General features: G+C 63.0%; 17 protein-coding genes. 15 read left to right on the top strand and 2 right to left on the bottom strand.

From position 1 onward, the window contains the following. Positions 1-2 precede the first annotated feature (2 nt). From SFU85_02505 to SFU85_02440, 14 genes are all read left to right on the top strand, one after another. Positions 3-2,066, top strand: a complete 2,064-nt coding sequence (locus SFU85_02505) for a hypothetical protein (GenBank protein ID MDX6765640.1) — start codon at positions 3-5, stop codon at positions 2,064-2,066. After that, the gene (locus SFU85_02500; GenBank protein ID MDX6765639.1) at positions 2,063-3,133 is read left to right on the top strand and encodes a polysaccharide biosynthesis/export family protein; all 1,071 of its coding nucleotides are present in this window, start codon (positions 2,063-2,065) and stop codon (positions 3,131-3,133) included. The genes SFU85_02505 and SFU85_02500 overlap by 4 nt, the downstream gene beginning before the upstream one ends. Then, positions 3,120-4,184, top strand: coding sequence for a polysaccharide biosynthesis/export family protein (locus tag SFU85_02495; protein MDX6765638.1), 1,065 nt, complete (start codon positions 3,120-3,122; stop codon positions 4,182-4,184). The genes SFU85_02500 and SFU85_02495 overlap by 14 nt, the downstream gene beginning before the upstream one ends. Before the next feature lie 4 nt (positions 4,185-4,188). After that, a complete protein-coding gene (locus SFU85_02490) occupies positions 4,189-5,550 on the top strand; it encodes an O-antigen ligase family protein (GenBank protein MDX6765637.1) in 1,362 nt (453 codons plus the stop codon). After that, a complete protein-coding gene (locus SFU85_02485; GenBank protein ID MDX6765636.1) occupies positions 5,547-6,509 on the top strand; it encodes a metallophosphoesterase in 963 nt (320 codons plus the stop codon). Before SFU85_02490 ends, SFU85_02485 begins: the two co-directional genes overlap by 4 nt. A 43-nt stretch (positions 6,510-6,552) precedes the next feature. Then, entirely contained in the window at positions 6,553-7,968 is a 1,416-nt protein-coding gene (locus SFU85_02480) for a nitroreductase family protein (GenBank protein MDX6765635.1), read from the top strand. Beyond that, positions 7,943-9,226 carry a hypothetical protein gene (locus SFU85_02475; GenBank protein ID MDX6765634.1) on the top strand — a complete coding sequence of 428 codons (1,284 nt, stop codon included), beginning with the start codon at positions 7,943-7,945 and terminating at the stop codon, positions 9,224-9,226. The genes SFU85_02480 and SFU85_02475 overlap by 26 nt, the downstream gene beginning before the upstream one ends. After that, a complete protein-coding gene (locus SFU85_02470) occupies positions 9,223-10,800 on the top strand; it encodes an oligosaccharide flippase family protein (GenBank protein MDX6765633.1) in 1,578 nt (525 codons plus the stop codon). Before SFU85_02475 ends, SFU85_02470 begins: the two co-directional genes overlap by 4 nt. Beyond that, the gene (locus tag SFU85_02465) at positions 10,797-12,017 is read left to right on the top strand and encodes a polysaccharide pyruvyl transferase family protein (protein ID MDX6765632.1); all 1,221 of its coding nucleotides are present in this window, start codon (positions 10,797-10,799) and stop codon (positions 12,015-12,017) included. The genes SFU85_02470 and SFU85_02465 overlap by 4 nt, the downstream gene beginning before the upstream one ends. Before the next feature lie 7 nt (positions 12,018-12,024). Further along, on the top strand, positions 12,025-13,302 hold the full coding sequence (locus SFU85_02460; GenBank protein MDX6765631.1) for a glycosyltransferase family 4 protein: 1,278 nt from the start codon (positions 12,025-12,027) through the stop codon (positions 13,300-13,302). A 150-nt stretch (positions 13,303-13,452) separates the two neighbouring features. Further along, complete coding sequence (locus tag SFU85_02455; protein ID MDX6765630.1) at positions 13,453-13,920, top strand: GxxExxY protein; 468 nt, start codon at positions 13,453-13,455, stop codon at positions 13,918-13,920. Between the two features lie 161 nt (positions 13,921-14,081). Then, positions 14,082-14,987, top strand: coding sequence for a glycosyltransferase (locus SFU85_02450; protein MDX6765629.1), 906 nt, complete (start codon positions 14,082-14,084; stop codon positions 14,985-14,987). Continuing rightward, positions 14,984-16,129 (top strand): alkaline phosphatase family protein, encoded by a 1,146-nt coding sequence (locus tag SFU85_02445; GenBank protein ID MDX6765628.1) that lies wholly within the window; start codon positions 14,984-14,986, stop codon positions 16,127-16,129. The genes SFU85_02450 and SFU85_02445 overlap by 4 nt, the downstream gene beginning before the upstream one ends. Next, on the top strand, positions 16,126-16,767 hold the full coding sequence (locus SFU85_02440) for a response regulator (protein MDX6765627.1): 642 nt from the start codon (positions 16,126-16,128) through the stop codon (positions 16,765-16,767). The genes SFU85_02445 and SFU85_02440 overlap by 4 nt, the downstream gene beginning before the upstream one ends. Here SFU85_02440 and SFU85_02435 read toward each other — a convergent pair. Both SFU85_02435 and SFU85_02430 read right to left on the bottom strand, forming a co-directional pair. Further along, a complete protein-coding gene (locus SFU85_02435) occupies positions 16,748-17,851 on the bottom strand; it encodes a glycosyltransferase (protein ID MDX6765626.1) in 1,104 nt (367 codons plus the stop codon). The two genes, SFU85_02440 and SFU85_02435, sit on opposite strands and share 20 nt — an antisense overlap. A 58-nt stretch (positions 17,852-17,909) precedes the next feature. Beyond that, on the bottom strand, positions 17,910-18,158 hold the full coding sequence (locus SFU85_02430) for a hypothetical protein (GenBank protein MDX6765625.1): 249 nt from the start codon (positions 18,156-18,158) through the stop codon (positions 17,910-17,912). A 590-nt stretch (positions 18,159-18,748) separates the two neighbouring features. On the opposite strand from SFU85_02430, the gene SFU85_02425 reads away from it, so the two are divergent. Then, on the top strand, positions 18,749-19,603 hold the full coding sequence (locus SFU85_02425; GenBank protein ID MDX6765624.1) for a hypothetical protein: 855 nt from the start codon (positions 18,749-18,751) through the stop codon (positions 19,601-19,603). Positions 19,604-19,740 lie beyond the last annotated feature (137 nt).

Below are 19,740 nucleotides of genomic sequence, written 5' to 3'. Positions count from 1 at the left end.
TCATGGCACCCTCGGAAGAAGAAATGAATGTCAGCCAGTGGAAGCCGGTTCCGGTTGTCCGGCCACAGGCTCCCGCTGTTCAGCCGCCCCGCTCTCCCGCTCTCCCGCCGTCCTCCCTTGCCGCGCCCACAAACCCGCCACCGGCCGGCCCGGTTCAAGCCGCTGCTCCCACCCCACCGGAACCTGCCATCCTCACCTTGCTCAAACAACGCGGACTCGATCCCATCCGCTGCTTCTCCGGCGCCCTTCGTCGCTACCCTTGGTGGCTCGGTGCCGCCGGACTCGGCTTGGTCCTCGGTCTGGCTTTTGGACTGGCCACCACGGTCACGGTCTACTCCGTCAAAGTCCGCCTGGTCAAAAAACAGGCCACCTCCGTTTTCCGCTCCGCCCGGCTCGGTGAGGCCTACAGCCCGCCCGCCCTCAAACCCGCCACCCTCATCTCCGCCGCTTTTTCCTACGATGCCCTGCAGCGCGTCGCTGCCCGCGCCAATCCACCCAGGACGGTCGCGCAAATCCGGAATGCCTTCTCCCTGACCGAAGAAAAAAAGACCGACCTCCTCATTCTCGAGGTCTGGGGCACTGACAGCCCGGAAGATACCACCGCCCTGGCCAACACCTGGGCCGAGGAATTGGTCGCCTACACCCGCGACCTCCAAGCCGCCGAAAGCCATGACATCCGTACCTACCTCCAAAAGCAAATCGAGTCGATGGACGCGGAAACCACCCGCCTCGACCGGGAGATGGTCGAATTGGTGCAGCGCGAGGGGATGGTCGATGCCCAGAAGGAAATCGAGTCCTATCTCCGCTCCCTCAGCGGCATCGAACTCGAATACCACAACGCCCGTATCTCCCTCGAAAGCCTCGACACCCAGATCAACGCCCTCCGCGGCGCCATCCGCAGCCAGAACCCCGCCGGTGAACGCCTGCGCACCCTCCGGGCCCAATACGAGGAACTCCGCAGCACCTACACCGAAACCAATCCGATTGTCTTGGAGGCCGGGGCCGCCATCTCCCAATTGGAGGATGAAATCCGCCAACAGAACGCCGACCCCAACCGTCGCGATGATTCCTTCACCGGCACCGGCGTCGGCGACGCCCTTTACATCGAATTGATCAAACTGGAGAACGAAAAGAAATCCCTCACCAACCGGTCATCTCAGTTGGAGAAGCTGCTCCAGGACGGACGCAGGGAAATGCAGGCCATCCCGGAAAAAGCCATGGCCTATCAAAAACTTGCCGATCGGAAGGCCTCCCTCATCAGCGCCCGGGAACTCATCGCCGGGCGCTTCCAGGAAGCCAAGATCTTCGAGGAACGTTCCCCCGGTTATCTCGGCATCCTCGCCCCGGCCACCGCGGACGAGGTCTCCACGCGCGGAAGAACCTTCAAGACTGGAGCCTTGGGATTGTTTGGCGCCGCCGTTTGCGGGGGGTTCGCTTTCGCCCTGGTCCTTCTCCTGGAAATCGCTTCCAACCGGATCGAAACCAGGCGTGAACTGGAGCTGATCCTCGGCATGGATACGCTCGCCTCCTTTTCGTCCGGTGCAAAACCAGACGGCCACGACTCCATCTGGAACGCCTGGATCGTCCCCAGAATCCACGAAAGGTCCCCCATCTGCGGCTGGGCTCCCTTCCCCTTTCCCGAGGAGGACGCCCTCTGGGTCGACCTGGCCGGACGGGCCGCCCGCCTTTTTCCTTCTTCCATTCTGGTCGATCTCTCGCCCCGTCCCCTCCAACCCACCCAGTCCTGTTTCCGCCTCAACAACCTCGGCGAAACCCCTCCCCCCGGCGTCTCTCTTTTTACCATGAATCTCGCCGACTGCCCGCTCTCCCAGGCCCAATCCGTGGCCAGTTCCCTGAAGCACTGGAGCAGCTCGGGCTTTCTGGTCCTCGTCCGGTTCGGCGGACCGGCCCAGGAACCCCAGCTGACCGCCGCCTCCCTGTTGGCTCCGGTTGTGTTCCTCGCCAGCCTGTCTCTCCCCCAAGGCACACGGGCTTCTTGGATGTCGGTCGCCGCCACCCTTCGGCAAACGTTCCCCGGAAAACACCGGCTCATCACCCATTCATGAAGCACGGAATTCTGCTTCTCTTCCTGCTCCTGGCAATGGAGCCATGGATTCCAGCCCAGGACGTTCCCGATGCTCCGGCAACGGTTCCACCACCCGCGGAATCCCCGCTTTCCCAATCTCCATCTCCATCCCCTTCCTCTTCCTCTTCCCCATCCTGGCGGGACAAATACACCCTGGGCCCCGGGGACATCCTTCTGGTTCACTTCTACGGCAAACCCACCCTCACTCGGGAAAACATCACCGTCACCCCCGACGGCCGCATCACCTACCTCGACGCCGTCAACATCCCCGCTGCCGGTCTCACCATCGATGAACTGCGCGTCTCCCTCGAGCAGAACCTATCCCGTTCCTTCCGCCAACCCAAACTTGTCATCACCCCCGTCGCCCTGAAGAGCAAAAGCTACGCCATCCTTGGCAAAGTCAAACGTCCCGGCGTCTACACCCTCGACCGCCCCATGACCTTGATCGAGGCCATCGGCCGCAGCGAAGGCATCGAGATCGGCCTCTTCGAACACCGCAGCATCGAATTGGCCGATTACGCCCGCTCCTACATCATCCGGGAAGGCAAACGCCTGCCCGTCAGCTTCGAGGACATTTTCCTGCGTGGAAATCTGGAGCAGAACCCCCAGCTTGAACCCGGCGACTACATCTTCGTCGCCTCCTCCATCGCCAACGACTACTACGTGCTCGGGGCTGTCACTTCCCCCGGATTCCAGGGATTCTCCAACGACGCCACCGTCATCACCGCCATCGCCAACCGGGGCGGCTTCACCCGCACCGCCTTCCGCGAACGCGTGCTGGTGGTACGTGGCAGCCTCGACAAGCCCCAAACCTTCGTCCTCAACGTTGACGACATGCTCCGCGGAAAAGCCCCCGCCTTCCGGCTGGAACCGAAGGACATCGTTTTCGTCAACAACCGCCCGTGGTACAAGGTCGAGGACCTGCTCGACCGGGCCCTGCTCACCTTCATGGAGAGCGCCGCCTCCACTTGGACCAGCGCCAACATCCCCAACATCATCAACCGCCGCCTCCTTCCAAGAACCGATTGGAACAATGAAACGCCGTAATCTCCCTATCCGGTGGCTAATCGCGCTGCTACCCGTCGTCTTGGCCTCCTGCCTGACCACCGGCACACACTTCGACCCGCGGGCTGCGGAAAATGCCGGATTCCGCGAAGTCACCCCCTCCGCCAAACTGGACCCCGCCTGGCTCGAGGCACCCACCAACCCCTATCTCCTCGGGCCGGGTGACATCCTCCGGATCGAACTGGCCGGGCTGCCAGATTCCGTCGCCACCACTTTCGTCACCCCCGATGGCATGGTGTACTACGACCTAGCCGGCGGACTCAAGGCGGAAGGTCTGACCATCCCCGAACTTTCGGGGGCGCTCCGCAAAAAACTCACCCCCTACTACCGGAATCCCGCGGTCTCCGTCACCCTCTCCGAAGTCAAAAGCAAGCGCTACTGGCTCCTGGGCAATGTCGCCGAACCCGGCATCTATCCTCTGGGGCAACCCACCACCCTCATCGATGCCATATCGGCCGGCAAAGGCATCCTCACCTCCCGTGCCACCGGCACCACCATCGAAATGGCCGATCTGGCCCGCTCCCTCCTCATCCGTGACGGCGTGCCCCTTCCCGTCAACTTCGAGTCCCTCGTCCACCAGGGCGACATGACCCAGAATGTCTACATACGCTCGGGTGACTTCATCTACCTTCCCTCGGTCAGCAACCAGGAAGTCTTCGTCCTCGGCGCCGTTAAAAACCCCCGGGCAGTCGGCCTCAGCGGACGCATGGGTGTGATCGCCGCCATGTCCGATGCCGGTGGGCCGATCCCCGGAGCCTTTTACCAACAAATGCTCCTGATCCGGGGCAGCCTCACCCAACCCAAGGTCGCCGTCTTCAACTTCAACGACCTGGCCACCGGCAAGTTGCCCGACTTCCCGCTCCAGCCCGGTGATGTCATCTGGGTGCCGAACAGCCCATGGCAGCGTCTGGAGAAATACCTCGACAGTGTCATCGGCACGGTCAGCCGCACCATCGCAGCCAATGAAGGCCGCAACGCCGTCGAGGGCAAAGGCGCGGGCAAGGTCGACACCTCCATCTCCGTCGGCAACTGACGCCATGGAGCTGAAATACATCCTTTTCTGGCTCGTCGCCCTGGCCGGCATCCCCGCCGCCACCGCCCTTTGCCACTTCGTCCCCCGGTTCCGCCACGTCCTCTTCATTGCCATGGTCTGGTGCACGGCCGAACCCGACACCGTCGGCATCAACTTCCTTTCCCGCGAGTTCTACCGCGCCATGACCCGCGGCATCGAGATCAGCCTGGCTGACATCTGCGCCGTTTCCCTCGCCTTCTGTTTCCTCCTCGACCCCAAGATCCGCCTCCGCTGGTTCCCACCCCTCACCTTCTGTTTCCTGGCCTACCTGGCCGTGGCCGTCATTTCCTGGATGCTTGCCGTGCCTTCCCTATCCGTTCCCTCGGAGGCGGTCCTCGTGCCTTACCCGGAATTCGAAACCACGCTCTACCCCTTGTTCGAAATCACCAAGATCCTTCGCGGCATGTTGCTCTTCTGGGTTGTCTACCAGTACGGTCGCGAGGAGAAAAACATCCCCGTCGTCGTCGCCGCCCTCGGACTGACCGCGGCCTACCTGACGTTCATCGTGCTTTACGACCGCTACCTGCTCGGCATCAACCGCGTCAAGGCCACCCTCGGCCACCCCAACACGCTGGCCACCTACATGGCCATGATGGCCACTTTCCTCTTCGCTTTCGCCGTCGCCGCCCGTGGCTGGTGGCGCAGCTTCCTCATCCTCATCCCCTGCGGATTGGCCGCCCTCTGCGTGCTCATGACCATTTCCCGCGGCGGCCTCATGGCCATGGCCGCGGGCATGGCCCTGGCCTTCTGCCTCCTCATCCTGCGCAACGTATCACTCAAAAACGCCGCCCTCATTTTCTGCGGCGCCCTCGCCGGCACGGTCATGATCGCCATGGCCGCCGACACCCTCATGAACCGATTCTTTGGCGAACAGGACGCCGAGGCCGATTTGGAGTACCGCGGAAAATACAACGACGAAGCCAAACTCATGGCCCGTGACCACTTCTTCGGCGTCGGCCCCGGTAATTTCTCCGCCTGGTCCTGGAACGGCTATGCCGAAACCGTCGACCCCGAACTCCCCCCCGGCACCCCGCCGCACAACCTCTGGTTCCTCACCCTGGGTGAACTCGGATGGCCCGGCCTCATCTTCTTCGCCCTGATCTGGCTGCGCTTTTACGCCACCGTCGCCTGGCCCTGTCTGGTCGCCCCGAGTGGATGGCTGCACACCGCCATCGTCGCCGCCACCTGTGCCACCCTGGCCGGACACCTCCAGAACGCCCTCCAACTCGGCTTCCGCCAGAGCCCGCTTTTCTTCCTCAACCACCTTTTCCTCGGTCTGGCCCTCGCCGGATGCGCCGCTTTGGGCAAAAACGCTTCCCGTTCATGACAACCCCACCCGGCCGGCTTCCCGAGCCTTACCAATCTCTCGCGGATCGAATCGGCACCGACCGTCTCCGCCACCGCCTCTGGCTCCAGGCCAGCCACTGGGCCCGGCTCCAGCACCAGGGCGAGGGCCTTTTCCAATTGGAGAAGTTCCTGCCCGTTGACTCACTCGTGCGATGGGGGCTGCGCATGACCGGTTTGGCCGCCTCCGCACGCAATAACTTCCTCGCCGTACACTGCGTCGAACAATCCTGGCACCTGCCACGCCTCCCGCAACACCTCGACGGCCTGCGAATCCTCCAACTCTCCGATCTGCATCTCGACCTCGATCCCGCCCTGACCCCGGTGCTCATGGAAATCCTGCGAAAAACTCCCCACGACATCGCGGTCGTCACCGGCGACTACCGCAATTCCACCGACCAGGATCCCTCCGCGTGTATGGAGGAAATGAAACAAATCATCCCCCTCCTCGCACCCCGCCGTTACGGCATCCTCGGCAACCACGACTTCATCGAAATGGTTCCCGTCTTGGAGGATGCCGGACTGCCCATCCTCCTCAATGCCGGCACGGTCATCCCCGGCACCCATGGCGACCTGGCCGTGGCGGGGGTCGATGATCCGCACTTTTACCAAACCCACGATTTCAACAAGTCCCGCTCGAACATACCCGACGGGGTCTGCACCCTCCTCCTCTGCCACAGCCCGGAGGAGGCCGAAGAAGCCTCCCTCCACCCCTTCGACCTCATGCTCTGCGGCCACACCCACGGCGGCCAACTCTGCCTTCCCGGAGGACGCCCGCTCGTCTGTCCGGTGCGACGCGATATGCCCCTCAGTCGCATCCATGGCCGCTGGCAATGCGGCAACCTTCCGGGCTACACCTCGGCCGGCACCGGCAGTTGCGGCGTCGCCGCCCGCCTCAACTGCCCCCCGGAAATCACCCTCCATGTCCTCCACCACGGTTGAAATAGTTCTTTTGGAATCCCCATCCCTCTCTTAACATCTTTTCATGGCCTTGGGTTCCGCGGAAGTCGACGGATCGATCTACACCCGGTTCGTCACCGGACGGAACAGCACCAGGGTTTATCAGGACAAGCCCGTTTCCCGCCAACTGGTGGAAAAAATCATCGGCGACGCCATCGAGGCTCCCACTTCCTGCAACCGCCAACTCTGGCACTTCATCGTCGTTGACGATCCCGCCGTCAAGGCCCGCCTCAACAAGGAAAGCGACGCCCAGCAATCCTATCTCCACGACGCCCCGGTCATCATCGCCCTTTTCTACGACACCAGCCTCGAACCCCGGAATCCCTGCAACACCGCCCAGGTCACCGTCGGCATGGCCACCTACGGCCTGCTGCTCGCCGCCGAGGCCGAGGGACTCGGAGCCATCTACCTCGGCGGCATCCGCAACCCCAAAGGCGCCTGCAAGGCCCTCGGCGTGCCTTCCTTTTGGGCCAACTACGGATTTGTCTGCCTCGGCTACCGCGCCGACCAACCCCCCGCTCCCATCCCCAGGCCGGTCGCATCCGTCATTTCCTACAACCGCTACGACCTCCCGGAAAAACGCTACCACATGGACATCCGGCCCCACTTGTGGTCGCTCTCCCAACTGGCCGACTTCCGCGACAAGCTCCTTTGGTACAAGGGCATCGCCATCGACGGCAAAACCCTTCACGTCGACCCCGACGCCCGCTTTTCCCGGAAGTTCCACCACCTTGCCGTCCGGGCCGCCCAACTCGCCGCCACACGTCACAACCCGGTGGTGCTCGATTTCTTTTCCCTCAACGGTGACGTCCTCCTCCAACTCGTCAACGCCATCGGCCCCGGGAACGCCCGCTTCCTCGCCTACGACCTCACCCCCGGCATCGGCGACTTCATCGCCGAACGCTTCCGCCGCATCTTCCCTTCGCTTCCCTACGAATACCTCCTCAACCCGGACCCGGCGCGGGTGCACATTCCGGTCGGCGACCACGCCGTGCATGTCCTCACTTGCTACGAACGGCTCGACCAATTCGAAGACCCGTTGCCGCTGCTGCGGGAAATGCGACGTGCCCTCCACCCCGATGGTACCGCCCTCGTCATGGTCTCCGGACGTTTCTACCCCCACCTCTACCGCTACCGCCGGATGCGCCAAAAGAACTACGCACTTGGGCGCAACTGGAACCGCGGGCCCGAGCGCAAATTCAACCCCTCGGAGATCGAGGCCGCCTTCCAAGAGGCCGGATTCAAGGTGGTTGACATGGCAGGCTATCAACCCGTTACCCTAAAACTCCTTCAATGGACCGAACAACTGGCCCGCAAGGCCGGGCTGACTGCCTGGGCCGACCGCTTCGCCTCGGAACGCACCGACCACCTCCTCACCCGCTCCTTCGACCGCTTCTTCAGCAGTTCCCTCCTCTATGAAATCCGACCGGAAACCCGTTGATGCCGCCCAGGCCGTGGCCGCGCTCGAGGCTTGGTTCGCCACCGTCACCTCCGACGCGGGCGTGACGGGGCCCGCCCTCGGCATCCGCGCCAACTGCCTCGGTTGGTGCGGCCCGGCCCACGATTGGCGGCTCGAAGGCTTGATCGAGGGACGCATCCTCCGCCATCAGGCCACCGGCGACCCCACACATCTCGATTTTCTGGAGATCACCCTCCGCCACCTCATCGCCGCCCAACTCGGTGACGGCTCCTTCCGCAATTCCTACTTCGAATACAATCCCTTCGAGGGCGGCATGCCCCACGAACCCGCCGTGCTCGCCTCCGCCCTCCGCGCCCGCACCGTGCTCGCTTCGGCCAACCGTGCGGTCCCCGGACTCGCCGAAGCCGTCACCCGGGCCCTCGACGGACGCCACCTCCGCCTCCTCTGGAATAAAACGCTCCACACCGTCCGCGATTGGGAAATTTCCGACTACCAATTCGGTCCCTCCATCTCCGCCGCCGCCGTGCTCGACCTCATCCTGGAATGGACCGCCTGGCAGGGGGAATGGGAACGCTACCAGGAACGCGCCTCCCAACTGGCCGCCTGGATCCGAGGCTTGCAGGAAACCTCCGGCTCCATGGCCGGAGGCATCCACACTTCCAACCGCCGGGGAGGAGGCATCTCCCCCTTCTACAGCGCGCGCTGCCTCGGTCCCCTCCACCGCTACGCCCAACGCACCGGCTGCACGGAAACGAAAACCAGCATCACGAATCTGGTCGCCTTCCTCCACCGCCAACAACTTCCGGAGGGGGGCTTCCGCCGCCTGCTCTGGAACTGGCGTCCCGCTTCCGCCAACCCCCTCCACCTCGGCACCTCCGCCGCCATCCTTCACGCACTCCACCCCTTCCAGTCCCTCAGTGCGGAAGATCTGGCCCGCCAACAGGCATGGCTGCTCTCCCATGCCACCCCCTCTGGCGCCTTCCGCGCCGCGCTCGGTCATGGGCGCCTCCACCACGGCTCTGGCACCGGAACATCCGACTGGCGCGACTGGATGCCCTCCCCCGGCTGGCAGGACAAGATCTACCTCTTCTTCTGCCAACTGGCCCCCGCCAGCAAGGAACGCTTCGATCCCCAACCCTGGTCCACTCCCACCACCGTTCGCCACGCCTCCGGTTTCTATACGGAAACACCCGATGACATCACCGTCCAGCGCGGACGGGATACCGTCTACCACTGGAAAAAGAAAACCCAGGTGCCCGACCTTTGTCGCCTGACATGACCCCAGGCTCCGCCAACGGTGAACCCAAAAAGGCCCGGACCGCCGCGCCCGAAGGCAGCTTTTCCGAGGAAGCCGTGGCCGGCGCGCCCTGGATGATCGGATCGAAGCTCATCCTCTTTTTCCTCTACCTCGCCATCTCCATCCTCACCGTCCGCGGTCTCGGCAAGGAAGCCTACGGTGTCCTCTCCATCGGCAAGAGTATCGTCGAATACCTCTTCGTTTTCGCCGCTCTCGGTCTCAACGCCGCCCTGCTCCGCTTCATCCCCGAACTGACCCACCACCGCAACAAGGCCGGGCTCGTGCGCTTCCTCACCCGCTCCGCCCTCATCCAAGCGCTGGCCGCTCTTCTCATCGGTCTGGCCCTTTGCTTCGCCGCCCCGTTCACCACCCATGTCCTCGACCCGCGCGTGTCCGCCATTCTCCCCTGGTTCGCCCTGCTTCTGCCCGCGCTCCTGGCCAAGGATTATTTCAACGACTCCCTCACCGCCCTCTTTCTCTCCAAAAAAGTCGCCCTACTTTCCCTCGGCCAAACCCTCGTCTGGCTCGCCCTCACCCTGGCCGTCCTGCATCTTGGCTTCGGTGTCCCGGGCATCCTCGCTGCCCAGGCCCTCTCGATCTTCGCCGCTTCCCTTCTCGCCGCCCGCTGGCTCATTCGCCACGTCTCATCCCTCGACTGGCGCTCCCCACCCCAGGGTATCGGGCGCGAACGCACATTTCGTCTGGCCATCCCCGTCCTGCTCAACCAGGCCTTCCGCACCCTCATGCTCAAGTACACGGAAGTCTTCTTCCTCGGACTTTTCGTCGGCACCACCGCCGCCGGGGTCTACGATCTGGGTTACTCCGTCCCGATGTTGGTCATCACCTTCATCCCTCTGGCCGTACAGACCCTTCTCGCCGCCGGCTTCAACCAGGCCTTTACCCGCGATCCGGCCTCGCTCCCCTCGCTCATCGACACCTCGTACAAGCTGCTAATGGTCCTGAGTGTACCCTTGGCCGCGTTCGGGGTTTTCTTCGCCCCCCGTGGCATCGAACTGGTTTACGGCGCGGACATGGCCGCCTCCGGCCCCGTGGCCTCGGCCTTCTGCGTGCTCCACCTCCTGCCCCTCATCTCCATGCCGCTGGCCATGGCCATCACCGCACGGGAAAAAACCAGCCAGACCCTCCACCTCATGATCCTCCAGGTGCTGCTCAACGTGGGCCTCGATCTCCTCCTCATCCCGCGCTTCGGCATCCCCGGGGCTATCGGCGCGGTCGCCCTGACGTTCTTCCTCACCATCCCGCTCCGCATCGCCAATGTCCGCCGCATCATCGGACCCTTCCCCTTCCCAGCCGGGTTCCTCCTCCGCCTCGCCCTCCCCTGCAGCCTGCTCGCCGGCTTGATCTACCTCGCCCAACCCAAGCCCTCCCTGCCCACGCTGCTCATCCAGGCCGCCCTCTATATCGGCCTCTTCCTCGCCTCCCTGCGCTTCCTGCGCTTGGTTTCCCTGCCCGACCTGCTCCAACTCCGGACCCTCCTCCCGGGCAAAGCCGCTCGCCTCTTCGACCGCGCCCTCCACCTTCCCCACCCCGCATGAACGCAAACCCACCCTCCATCCTCCTCGGCGGCGTCCCCTTCGGACGCAACAACGTCGGCGACGAAGCCATCCTCGAATGCGTCGTTAGCGCCGTCCGCAAGCTGCGGCCCCACGCGCGGATTTCCGCCAGCACCGACGACCCCGAAACCGCGCAACGACTGGGCATTCGAACCGTCGAACTCTTCGGCTTCGAACCCCCGTTTTCCCGCGCCACCATGCGGCGCGAAGTCGAATCCCACGACGCCTTCATCTGGGCCGGGGCCACCGGCCTATCGGACTATCCGGAAATCCCTCCGGAAATGCTCCGCATCGCCCAGGCCGCGGGCAAGACCAACGTGGTTTGGAATGTCGGCATGAACACCGAACTCAACCCGGCCAAATACCGGCTCCGCCCGGGACGGAAAAAACAACTCCTCTCCCTCGCCTCCCGCCTCACCCTCGGAGCCTGGAACGGCCCCGCTTGGTGGGAACAACAGGCCGAAGCCCGCGCCCGCAGCGTCATCCGGGACTCCCTCTCCCGCTGCGACCTCGTGGTCGTCCGCGACCCCGAGAGCAAAATCGAACTCGAACGCAGCGGAGTGGCACGCGAAATCGTCGTCGGTGCCGACACCGCCCTGCTCCAACAGGCCCAGCCGGATGACCAGCTCGTGCTGACGGAAGAAAACCGCCGGCTCCTCTTCGGCCCTGCTCCCCGCTTTGGCTTCTGTGTTTCCGCCCAGCGCGAGATCCGCGGACGCGACCGGCTCATCGCCCTGCTCGACCGGCTGACCGCCGAACTCGGCATGTCGCTCATCTTCATTCCCATGAATCCCCTAACGGATGCGGCATTGATGGCCGGACTCAAAAAAGAACTGCGCCAACCGGAACGCGCCACCGTCATCGAAGGTCGGCGCGACCCCGATGAAATCCTCGCCATCGCCCGCCACCTGGACGTCGTCGCCGCCAGTCGACTCCACCTGCTCATCCTTTCCTCGATTTATCACATCCCGCTTATCGGCATCTCACGTGGCTCGAAGGTCGACAATTTCCTCGCCCCTTTCGGCCTGAAGGCCGTCGGGACAGTCGAGGAATGCGACTTTGACGCCTTCTTCGTCGAGGTCCGCCGCCTGCTCGAACAAAAGGCGACTTTCAGCGCCCATTCCCAATCCGTGCGCAGCCAACTCCTGGCCCGCCTGGACCTGGCCCTGACCCGGCTCGACGCCGTCCTTCCCCGTTGAGCCAACCATGAAACCCCTCCCGCCCAGCTTGAAGTCGGTCGCCCACGTCCTGCGCCGCATGACCACGGCCAAGTGGGGTGGCACTGAAACCGTGGTCCACCAACTGGCCCGGGCCTACGAAGCCCGCGGCATCCACAGCCCGGTCCATTGCACGTCCATGCTTTCCCAACCCGGCGTGGAGATCCGCGACACCGTCCAGATCCACCGCCACCGCTACCTCTTCCCCTGGCTCGGGCTTTCCGCCGACGACAAACAACGGCTCCAGCTCAAGGGCGGCAGCCCCCTGGCTCCAGGGATCCTGACCGATCTCTTGCGCCAACCTGGGCTTTCCCTCATTCACACCCACGTCCAACTCCGCCTCGGTGGCATCGCCCGCACCGCTGCCCGCCTGCGCCGCATCCCCTACGTCGTCTCCATCCACGGCGGACTCCTCACCACCCCGGCCGAACAAGTGGAGAAGATGAGGGAACCCTTCGCCGGCAAGCCTGAATGGGGCAAGGCCTTCGGCCTTCTCCTCGGTTCACGGCATGTACTGCGCGACGCCGCTGCCGTCATCTGCGTGGGCAGCGACGAAGCCGCGCTCATGCGCGCCAAATGGCCTAATTTACGGATCGAATACATCCCCAACGGCGTCGATACCGCGACCTTTTCCTCCGCCACCCCCGACGTCTTCCTCCGCGACCATCCCCAACTGGCTGGCAAACCGTTTCTCCTCTGCGTCTCCCGCATCGATTTCCAAAAAAACCAACTCCTGCTCGTGCGTGCCTTCGCCGAATTCTCCCGCAACCATCCCCACCACCACCTCGTCCTAATCGGTCCGGTCACGGTCGAGGACTACCAACACCAGATCCGCCAGACTGCGGCGGAACTGGGCATCGCCGACCGCCTCCTCATCATCCCCGGATTCAGTCCGGGCGACCCCCGCCTGGCATCGGCCTTCGCCGCCGCCGAAACCTTCGTCCTTCCCACTGACCACGAACCTTTCGGCATCGTCATCCTTGAAGCCTGGGCCGCCGGAAAGCCCGTCATCGCCACCCGCGTCGGTGGCATCCCCGGCTTCACCACCGACGGCGAAAACATCCGCCTCGTGCCCAAGGGCGATGCCACCGCCCTTGCCACCGCATTGGGAGAACTGGCGGCCTCCACGGCCCTGCGCGAACAACTGGCCAACGCCGGGCGCAAACTCGCCTTGGAAACTTACGATTGGTCGAAGGTCGCCGACCGCCATCTGGAACTCTACCAAGACATCCTCTCGCGCAGAGGCGCAGGGACGCAGAGGTTTTGATTCTTCTCGTATGAACCCCAACCTTCCTTCTCCCTCTCCGCGACTCAGTGCCTCCGCGCTAGTCCTTTCCGAAAATGGACCCAGCTACGCACCAACGGGAACCTTTTCTCGCGCAGTGACGCAGGGACGCAGAGGTTTGATTTTCTTCCCATGAACCCCAATCTTCCTCCCCCACCTCCGCGCCTCAGCGCCTCCGCGCGAGATCTTTCTGAAAATGAGATCGGCACCCTCATTTTGGAGTCCGCCATCGAGATGCACCGCCAACTGGGCCCTGGATTACTGGAAACCGTCTATGAAGCGGTCCTCGCCCATGAACTAACCCGAAGAGGCTTGGACGTGCAACGTCAGGTTCCCATTCCGATAAGCTATCAAGACCAAAGCTTCGACGAAGGTTTTCGTGCGGACCTGATTGTAAATCAGAAAGTCATACTAGAACTGAAATCAGTCGAGAAGCTATCCGCAGCGCACCGCAAACAGATTCAAACCTATCTCAAATTGTCAGGTTTGAAGCTTGGCTATTTGCTCAACTTCGGTGCTGCCCTGCTGAAGGAAGGCATTGTGCGCGCCGTAAATAATCTAACTGAAGACGAACCTCGCACAGAGTCGCTGAGTTTATGATTCTTTCCTTATGATCGCCCCCCCTCCTCCGCGCCTCAGCGCCTCCGCGCGAGTCCTTTCCGAAATGGACCCAGCTACACACGAACGGAAACCAACTACGCACGAACAAGAAACATTTCTCGCGCAGAGGCGCAGAGACGCAGAGGTTTAATTCTTTTCGTATGAACCCAAACCTTCCCTCTCCCCCTGCGCGCCTCCGCGCCTCCGCGCGAGACTCACTGCCTGCCGTCTCCATCCTCATGCGCTCGATGAACGAGATGCCCCACCCGCCGCGCGTCCTGGATGCCCTCGCCCGCCAAACGCTGCAGGGCTTCACTCTTTACAACGTCGATTCGGGCTCCACCGACGGCACGGTCGAAGTCTTCGAGAAAGCCAACCCGGCACGCCTGCGTAAAATCGCCCCGGCCGACTACATCCCCGGTCGTGTGCTCAACGAGATGGTCGCCGCCGCCCCCGAATCCATCACCGTCTTCCTCAACGCCGATGCCGTCCCCACCGACGAGCACTGGTTGGAGAATCTCCTGCGTCCCATTCTCGAGGACCGAGCCGACGCCACCATGAGCAAACAAATCGCCCGCCCGGACGCCCTTTGGGTCGTGGGCGACGACTACCTCCGCGCCTACGACCCCCGCAACATCAAGGAAGAGAATGAGGATTTCTTTTCTGCCGTTTCCTGCGCCTTCAAGCGGAGCCTTTGGGAGGAAACGAAGTTCTATGAAGACGGCTACGCCGAGGATCTCGTCTGGGCCGCCGCCTGCCGGAGGAAGGGTGCCCGTTTCCGACTGGTCCTGGATTCCGTGGTGGAACACTCGCACAATTATTCCCTCCCCTCTCTTCACAAAAAGAAATACCGCCACGGCATTGTCTTCGCCCGCCTCTACGGCCAGCAACCACGGTTGCTTTCCCGCCTGGCTGGTTGCACCAAGGAAATGATCCGCGACACCCTCCGTGCGATCGCCAACGGACGGATCGGCACACTACCTTACAACCTGCGCTATCGCGCCACCATCCACAGCGCCTTCCACCAGGGTTTGATAGACGGACAAGGCCAGCCTTCCCTGCCATGAAACGCCTCCCGCTTTTCATCTTCATCGACGCGTTCGGTTGGGAAATCCTCCGCCGCCACCCGGATTTTCTCACCGACCTCGCCCCGTATCGCAAACCCCTGCGCACCATCCTCGGCTACTCCTCCGCCTGCGATCCCTCGATCATCTCCGGGAAAATGCCCGGCGAACACCGTCTGTGGTCGTCGTTTTATTTCGCCCCGGCGACTTCCCCCTTCCGTTGGCTGCGCGCCCTGCGTTTCCTGCCCGCCGCCCTGATGAACCGGGCCCGCGTGCGCCACCTCCTCAGCCGCCTGATCAAAAAACTCCATGGCTTCACCGGTTACTTCCAGATCTACAACGTCCCCTTCGACAAACTCGGCCTCTTCGACTACGCCGAAAAAAAACGCATCTGGGAACCCGGCGGCCTGCCCGTGGGAGAAAACATCTTCGACCAACTCAAGCAGACCGGGAAACGCTGGTATGTCCATGACTCCTCGTTGCCCGACGAAGAAAAGATCCGGCGACTGGAGGCCCGCCTCGAAGCCCGCGACATCGACTTCGCCTACATCTCCCTGGGCAAGCTCGACGCCTGGATGCACGCCCACGGCCCCTTGGACGCGGGTGTTTCGGATCTGGTCCGTTGGTACGACGGACAAATCCGCGCCTTGGTGGCAAAGGCCCGCCGCTCCTACGACGAAGTCCCCTTCTGGGTCTTCACCGACCACGGGATGCACGACGTCACCGACACCGTGGACCTGCAAAAGGAAATCGTCGCCACCGGATTGGTCTACGGGAAAGACTTCACCGCCTTCTACGATTCCACCATGGCCCGGTTCTGGTTCCACCGCCCGGAGGCCCGCGCGCGGCTGACCGCCTTGCTCGATGCGCACCCCAAGGGACGCCTCCTGCAGGATGACGAACTCCAACAATTGGGTGTCTTCTTCCCCGACCACCAGTACGGCGAAATGGTTTTTCTGGTGAATGGAGGCGTGCTCATCGTCCCCAGCTTCATGGGCGCCAAGCGCATCGCCGGAATGCACGGCTACCACCCTGACGAACCCGATGCCTCGGCCATGATCTGCTCCAACCAAGCCCTGCCGGAATCCCTGGGCTCGATCGAGCAGATCCACCGGCTCATGCTTCCCTTCGCCTCATCTCCATGACCGACGCGCCCAAGCCCCGCATATTGGTCGTCGACGACGAGCCCGCCATCCGCGAACTCCTGCAGCGGCTCTTGCAGGATTACTTCACCGTCCACACCTGCGCCGACGCCCGCGAGGCCGAGGACCTGCTTTCCCGGGCGGATTACTGCGTACTGCTGTGCGACGACCGGATGCCGGGAGAAAGCGGATTGGATTTCATGGCCCGCATCCGAGGGCGGCATCCGCATTTGCAGCGGTTGCTCCTGAGCGGCATGGCCGACCATGAGCGCCTGACCCTAGCCATCAACCGGGCGCAAGTGGACCATTACGTGTCGAAAACCACCGATTTCTCCGTAATCCGCCGTATCTGCTTGGAGTCCGCCCAGCGATCGCTCAGCGCCCGTCGAGCCCACGCCGAAGCCCTCGAACAGGAACTTCTCCAGCGTCACACCAAGGGGTGGGAACGCTGGCGCCTGGAAACCCAACGGGCCGTCCACCATCTCACCCACAGCCTTCCTGTGCTATTGGCCGGAGTGGTCATCGTGGGCTTCGCAACCGCCCTGGTTGGCGTGCTCGTCCTGACCGCCCTTTACTTCCTCAAGTCAGCCCTCGGAATCGACGTCATCCACAGCCACCATCTCATCGACTTTTTCCGCTGATTTCTTGGTGACCCAAAGCTGCGGGAACGAGGCTCTGGCTCTTGGTGTCTTTCCAGATGCCTTTCAAGCGCTTGTTCTTCAGGGTGTCATTGGCCCAGAGATGCACCACCAGATCCATCGCCGTCCCCACCAGGGCCGCTGGTAACAAGGCCCAACGCCTGCCGCCCCGGGCCCAGCGCCTCAGGCGGGCGGTCAGACACCCCTCGTGCATCACCCACCAGTTGTCGCTCGATACACGCCGGTCGATCACGTTCAGAAACCACCCGGGATCTTCCGCGGATAAACGGCGGATGACCGCGTCCCCCGACCCCTCCCCGCGACGGCGTTGCAATTCATCGCGCAGGTAAGTGTAGATGGTATGCCCCACCGCCTGCCGTCGCTGGTTGGGCAGGATGTCGCCGATACGCGTATACGATTCAAAGACATGCGCCGCGCCCGGAGCCCGGCGGATACGTGAGGCATCAGCCGGTTGGGTGAAACAATCGGTCACCACCATTTGCTTGAGGAAGCCGTCCTCGACCAGAATGCCTTCAGGAATGACCAAGCGACGCAGGAACGACGCCCGCGCCGCGTAAAGCTGCCCGGTCAACTGGCCCGGGGCCTCACCGGTCATGCGGGATATGGCCAATGAAATCCGGTCGAAGCAGCTCTTGTGGGTCTTGAGGGCCACGTGTTTGATGGGTTGGTCGGTCGCCACCACCACAGAAGGCTCCGTTTCCAACAGATCCACCATGTTGCGAAGGGTGTCCCGGCCATGGAAGAGGATGTCGGCATCGGCCAGGATCATCACTTCTGCCGCGGGGTCGGCGAAACGATGGACGTACTCGTTCCAGGCGTTGGCCTTGCCGGGTCGTTCCAGCGACTGGATTTCCATCCGGACCGAGGGCAGACGAAGTGCGGCACGTTCATAAGCCCGGGAAATGGCACCCACTGTGTCGTCCGTGCAGGCGTTGGGTACGCACACCACTTGCACCTGCCTACCAATCTCATCAAACAGGCTTTGTCCGAAAAGGGAATCCAGCGTGGCGCCAATGGAGGCTTCCTCGTTCCACGCCAGAATGCCGATGGAAACAACCTTCAACACTCGGTCCAGCATGACAGGGCCCCCGCCCGCGACGAGTGAAATTCCCGGGCATCCCGCATCAAAACCCGGCACGGATGGCGGCCGGATCTTCCTCCTCGACCGGCCAACCCGGACGGTAACGGCGGCAGCAGCGGACCTCGCGGTCCCGGTCCAAGACCAACACCGAGGCCGTCTGGCCACGCAACAAGCGGTCGGCCTCGCCCAACAGTCTACCCAGGGGGCCCACCGGTTTCCGTCCGCCGCCGGACGAATCCTCCAAAATGAAGACCCCTCTTTCGTAGCTTTCCATGATCCGGATGAGGCGCATCCCCCCAGATTGCGACCCCGGGTCGGACAAACAAAGGGGCAACCCCGGCGGTTGGTGAACAACTTTGGAAATTGTGGAACTTTCCCGCCACCCCCACCGAACCATCACCCGGAGAGCTTAGAGCCTATCCGGATAACCCGCGTGATCCGCGCTGGGGGTCAAAAAGCCGTCCGGCGAGGCGCGAGGAGGGAGCAGGTATGAAATATACCCGTGACCGACGAGCAACGAAGCGGGGCGACTTTTTGGCCCCAGCCCGGAGGGTGATGGCGGCACCTGCCCGCCCCCTTCGTCGTCTCTCCCTTGCGTATCTCTTCCCGATATGCGCGGTCGCTCCTCCTCGGGTTCGGGCAGGTGGCACTCATCACGCGGGCCACGGGGGTTATCCGGATAGGCTCTTAGCCATAATTATGCAGTTCACCGCAAAGGTCGCGAAGATCGCGAAGTATAATCTTATGGCATTGAAGGCCTTAGGAAGTATTCCAACCCCCAATGACTTCGTGTCCTTCGCGCTCTTCGCGGTGAGCAACTGCATCGTTCCGGCTGGACTCACATCGTTTGACGGTCGGGGACGGGCAGGCTAAGCATGAGTCATGCAGCGCGCCCTTTGCCTTCTGGTCCTCGTGGGAGCCCTTGGCTCGCCTGTCCGGGCTGCCGACAACGAGTGGGTTCCCGGTTTGGGCGAAGCCTTCCCCCTCGCGGTCAAGGATGGGCGCGTGGTGCTGACCGAGAGCGTTCTGGTGACCCCGATCCAGATCCTGCCCGCAGGCACACTGGCCCGGAATATCTTTCCGATCCCGGAAGAGAAGGTCATCGCATCCACGGACAAGAACCGCCGGCGGGAACAATTCAAGGAACGCTACGGCAGCAAAGAATCCCAGATCACCGCCGTCGACCCGGAGAACGACCCCCGCCTGTTTTACGAACGGGCCGTGCAAACGCTGGCCGGCCAGGAAGCCTGGACCGGGGTGGACAAATTTGCCGCCTTCCTCCAAGCCGCCCCGGCCGATTCCTTCCTCTTCGCCTTCCAGGAATCGGCCTCGTCGCCGCCGGGTGTGTCGAAGTTCCAATTCCCGGAAAAGCTGCTGCTGAGCGAATCCGCCGGCGCCATCCGGGTCAGGGCCGTGGTGGCCGGGTCAGCGCCCGGCCAGGCCGGCCTCCGGGCCGGCGACCGCCTGGTGCGCGTGGGTTCTACAGAGTTGCAAGGTTCCTTGAAGACCTGGATGCGCGCCTTTCCCCTGGAAAAAGAAAAAGCCCAGATCGAAGGCCGTCCCCTGTCGGTGGCCTACCTGCCGGCCGATGGCGGGGAGCTCCGCACGGCCGAGATCCGTGTGCCGATCTCCCTGAAGAGCAATGCCGGTCTTTTCAATGACATCCCGCTCGACAGCAAGCCCGCGCCCAAGCCGGATAAGCCCCAGGTGGAAACCCTCCCACCGGACGGACCTTAGAGCAATTCCGGATTAGATAGGCACAATAGACTGTACAATCCCTGTCCGATGCCGTACCAAACTGGGGATGAACCCATTGAGTGCAGATTTAAGGAAGCGGATCATTGCAGCGCGTAAAAAAGGCCACCGTATCGTCG

It is taken from the genome of Candidatus Methylacidiphilales bacterium (assembly GCA_033875315.1).
Lineage (GTDB): Bacteria > Verrucomicrobiota > Verrucomicrobiia > Methylacidiphilales > CAZTYG01 > JANRJG01.
The sequence above is the reverse complement of the archived record's forward strand: the minus strand, read 5'-3'. Positions and strand labels throughout refer to the sequence as shown.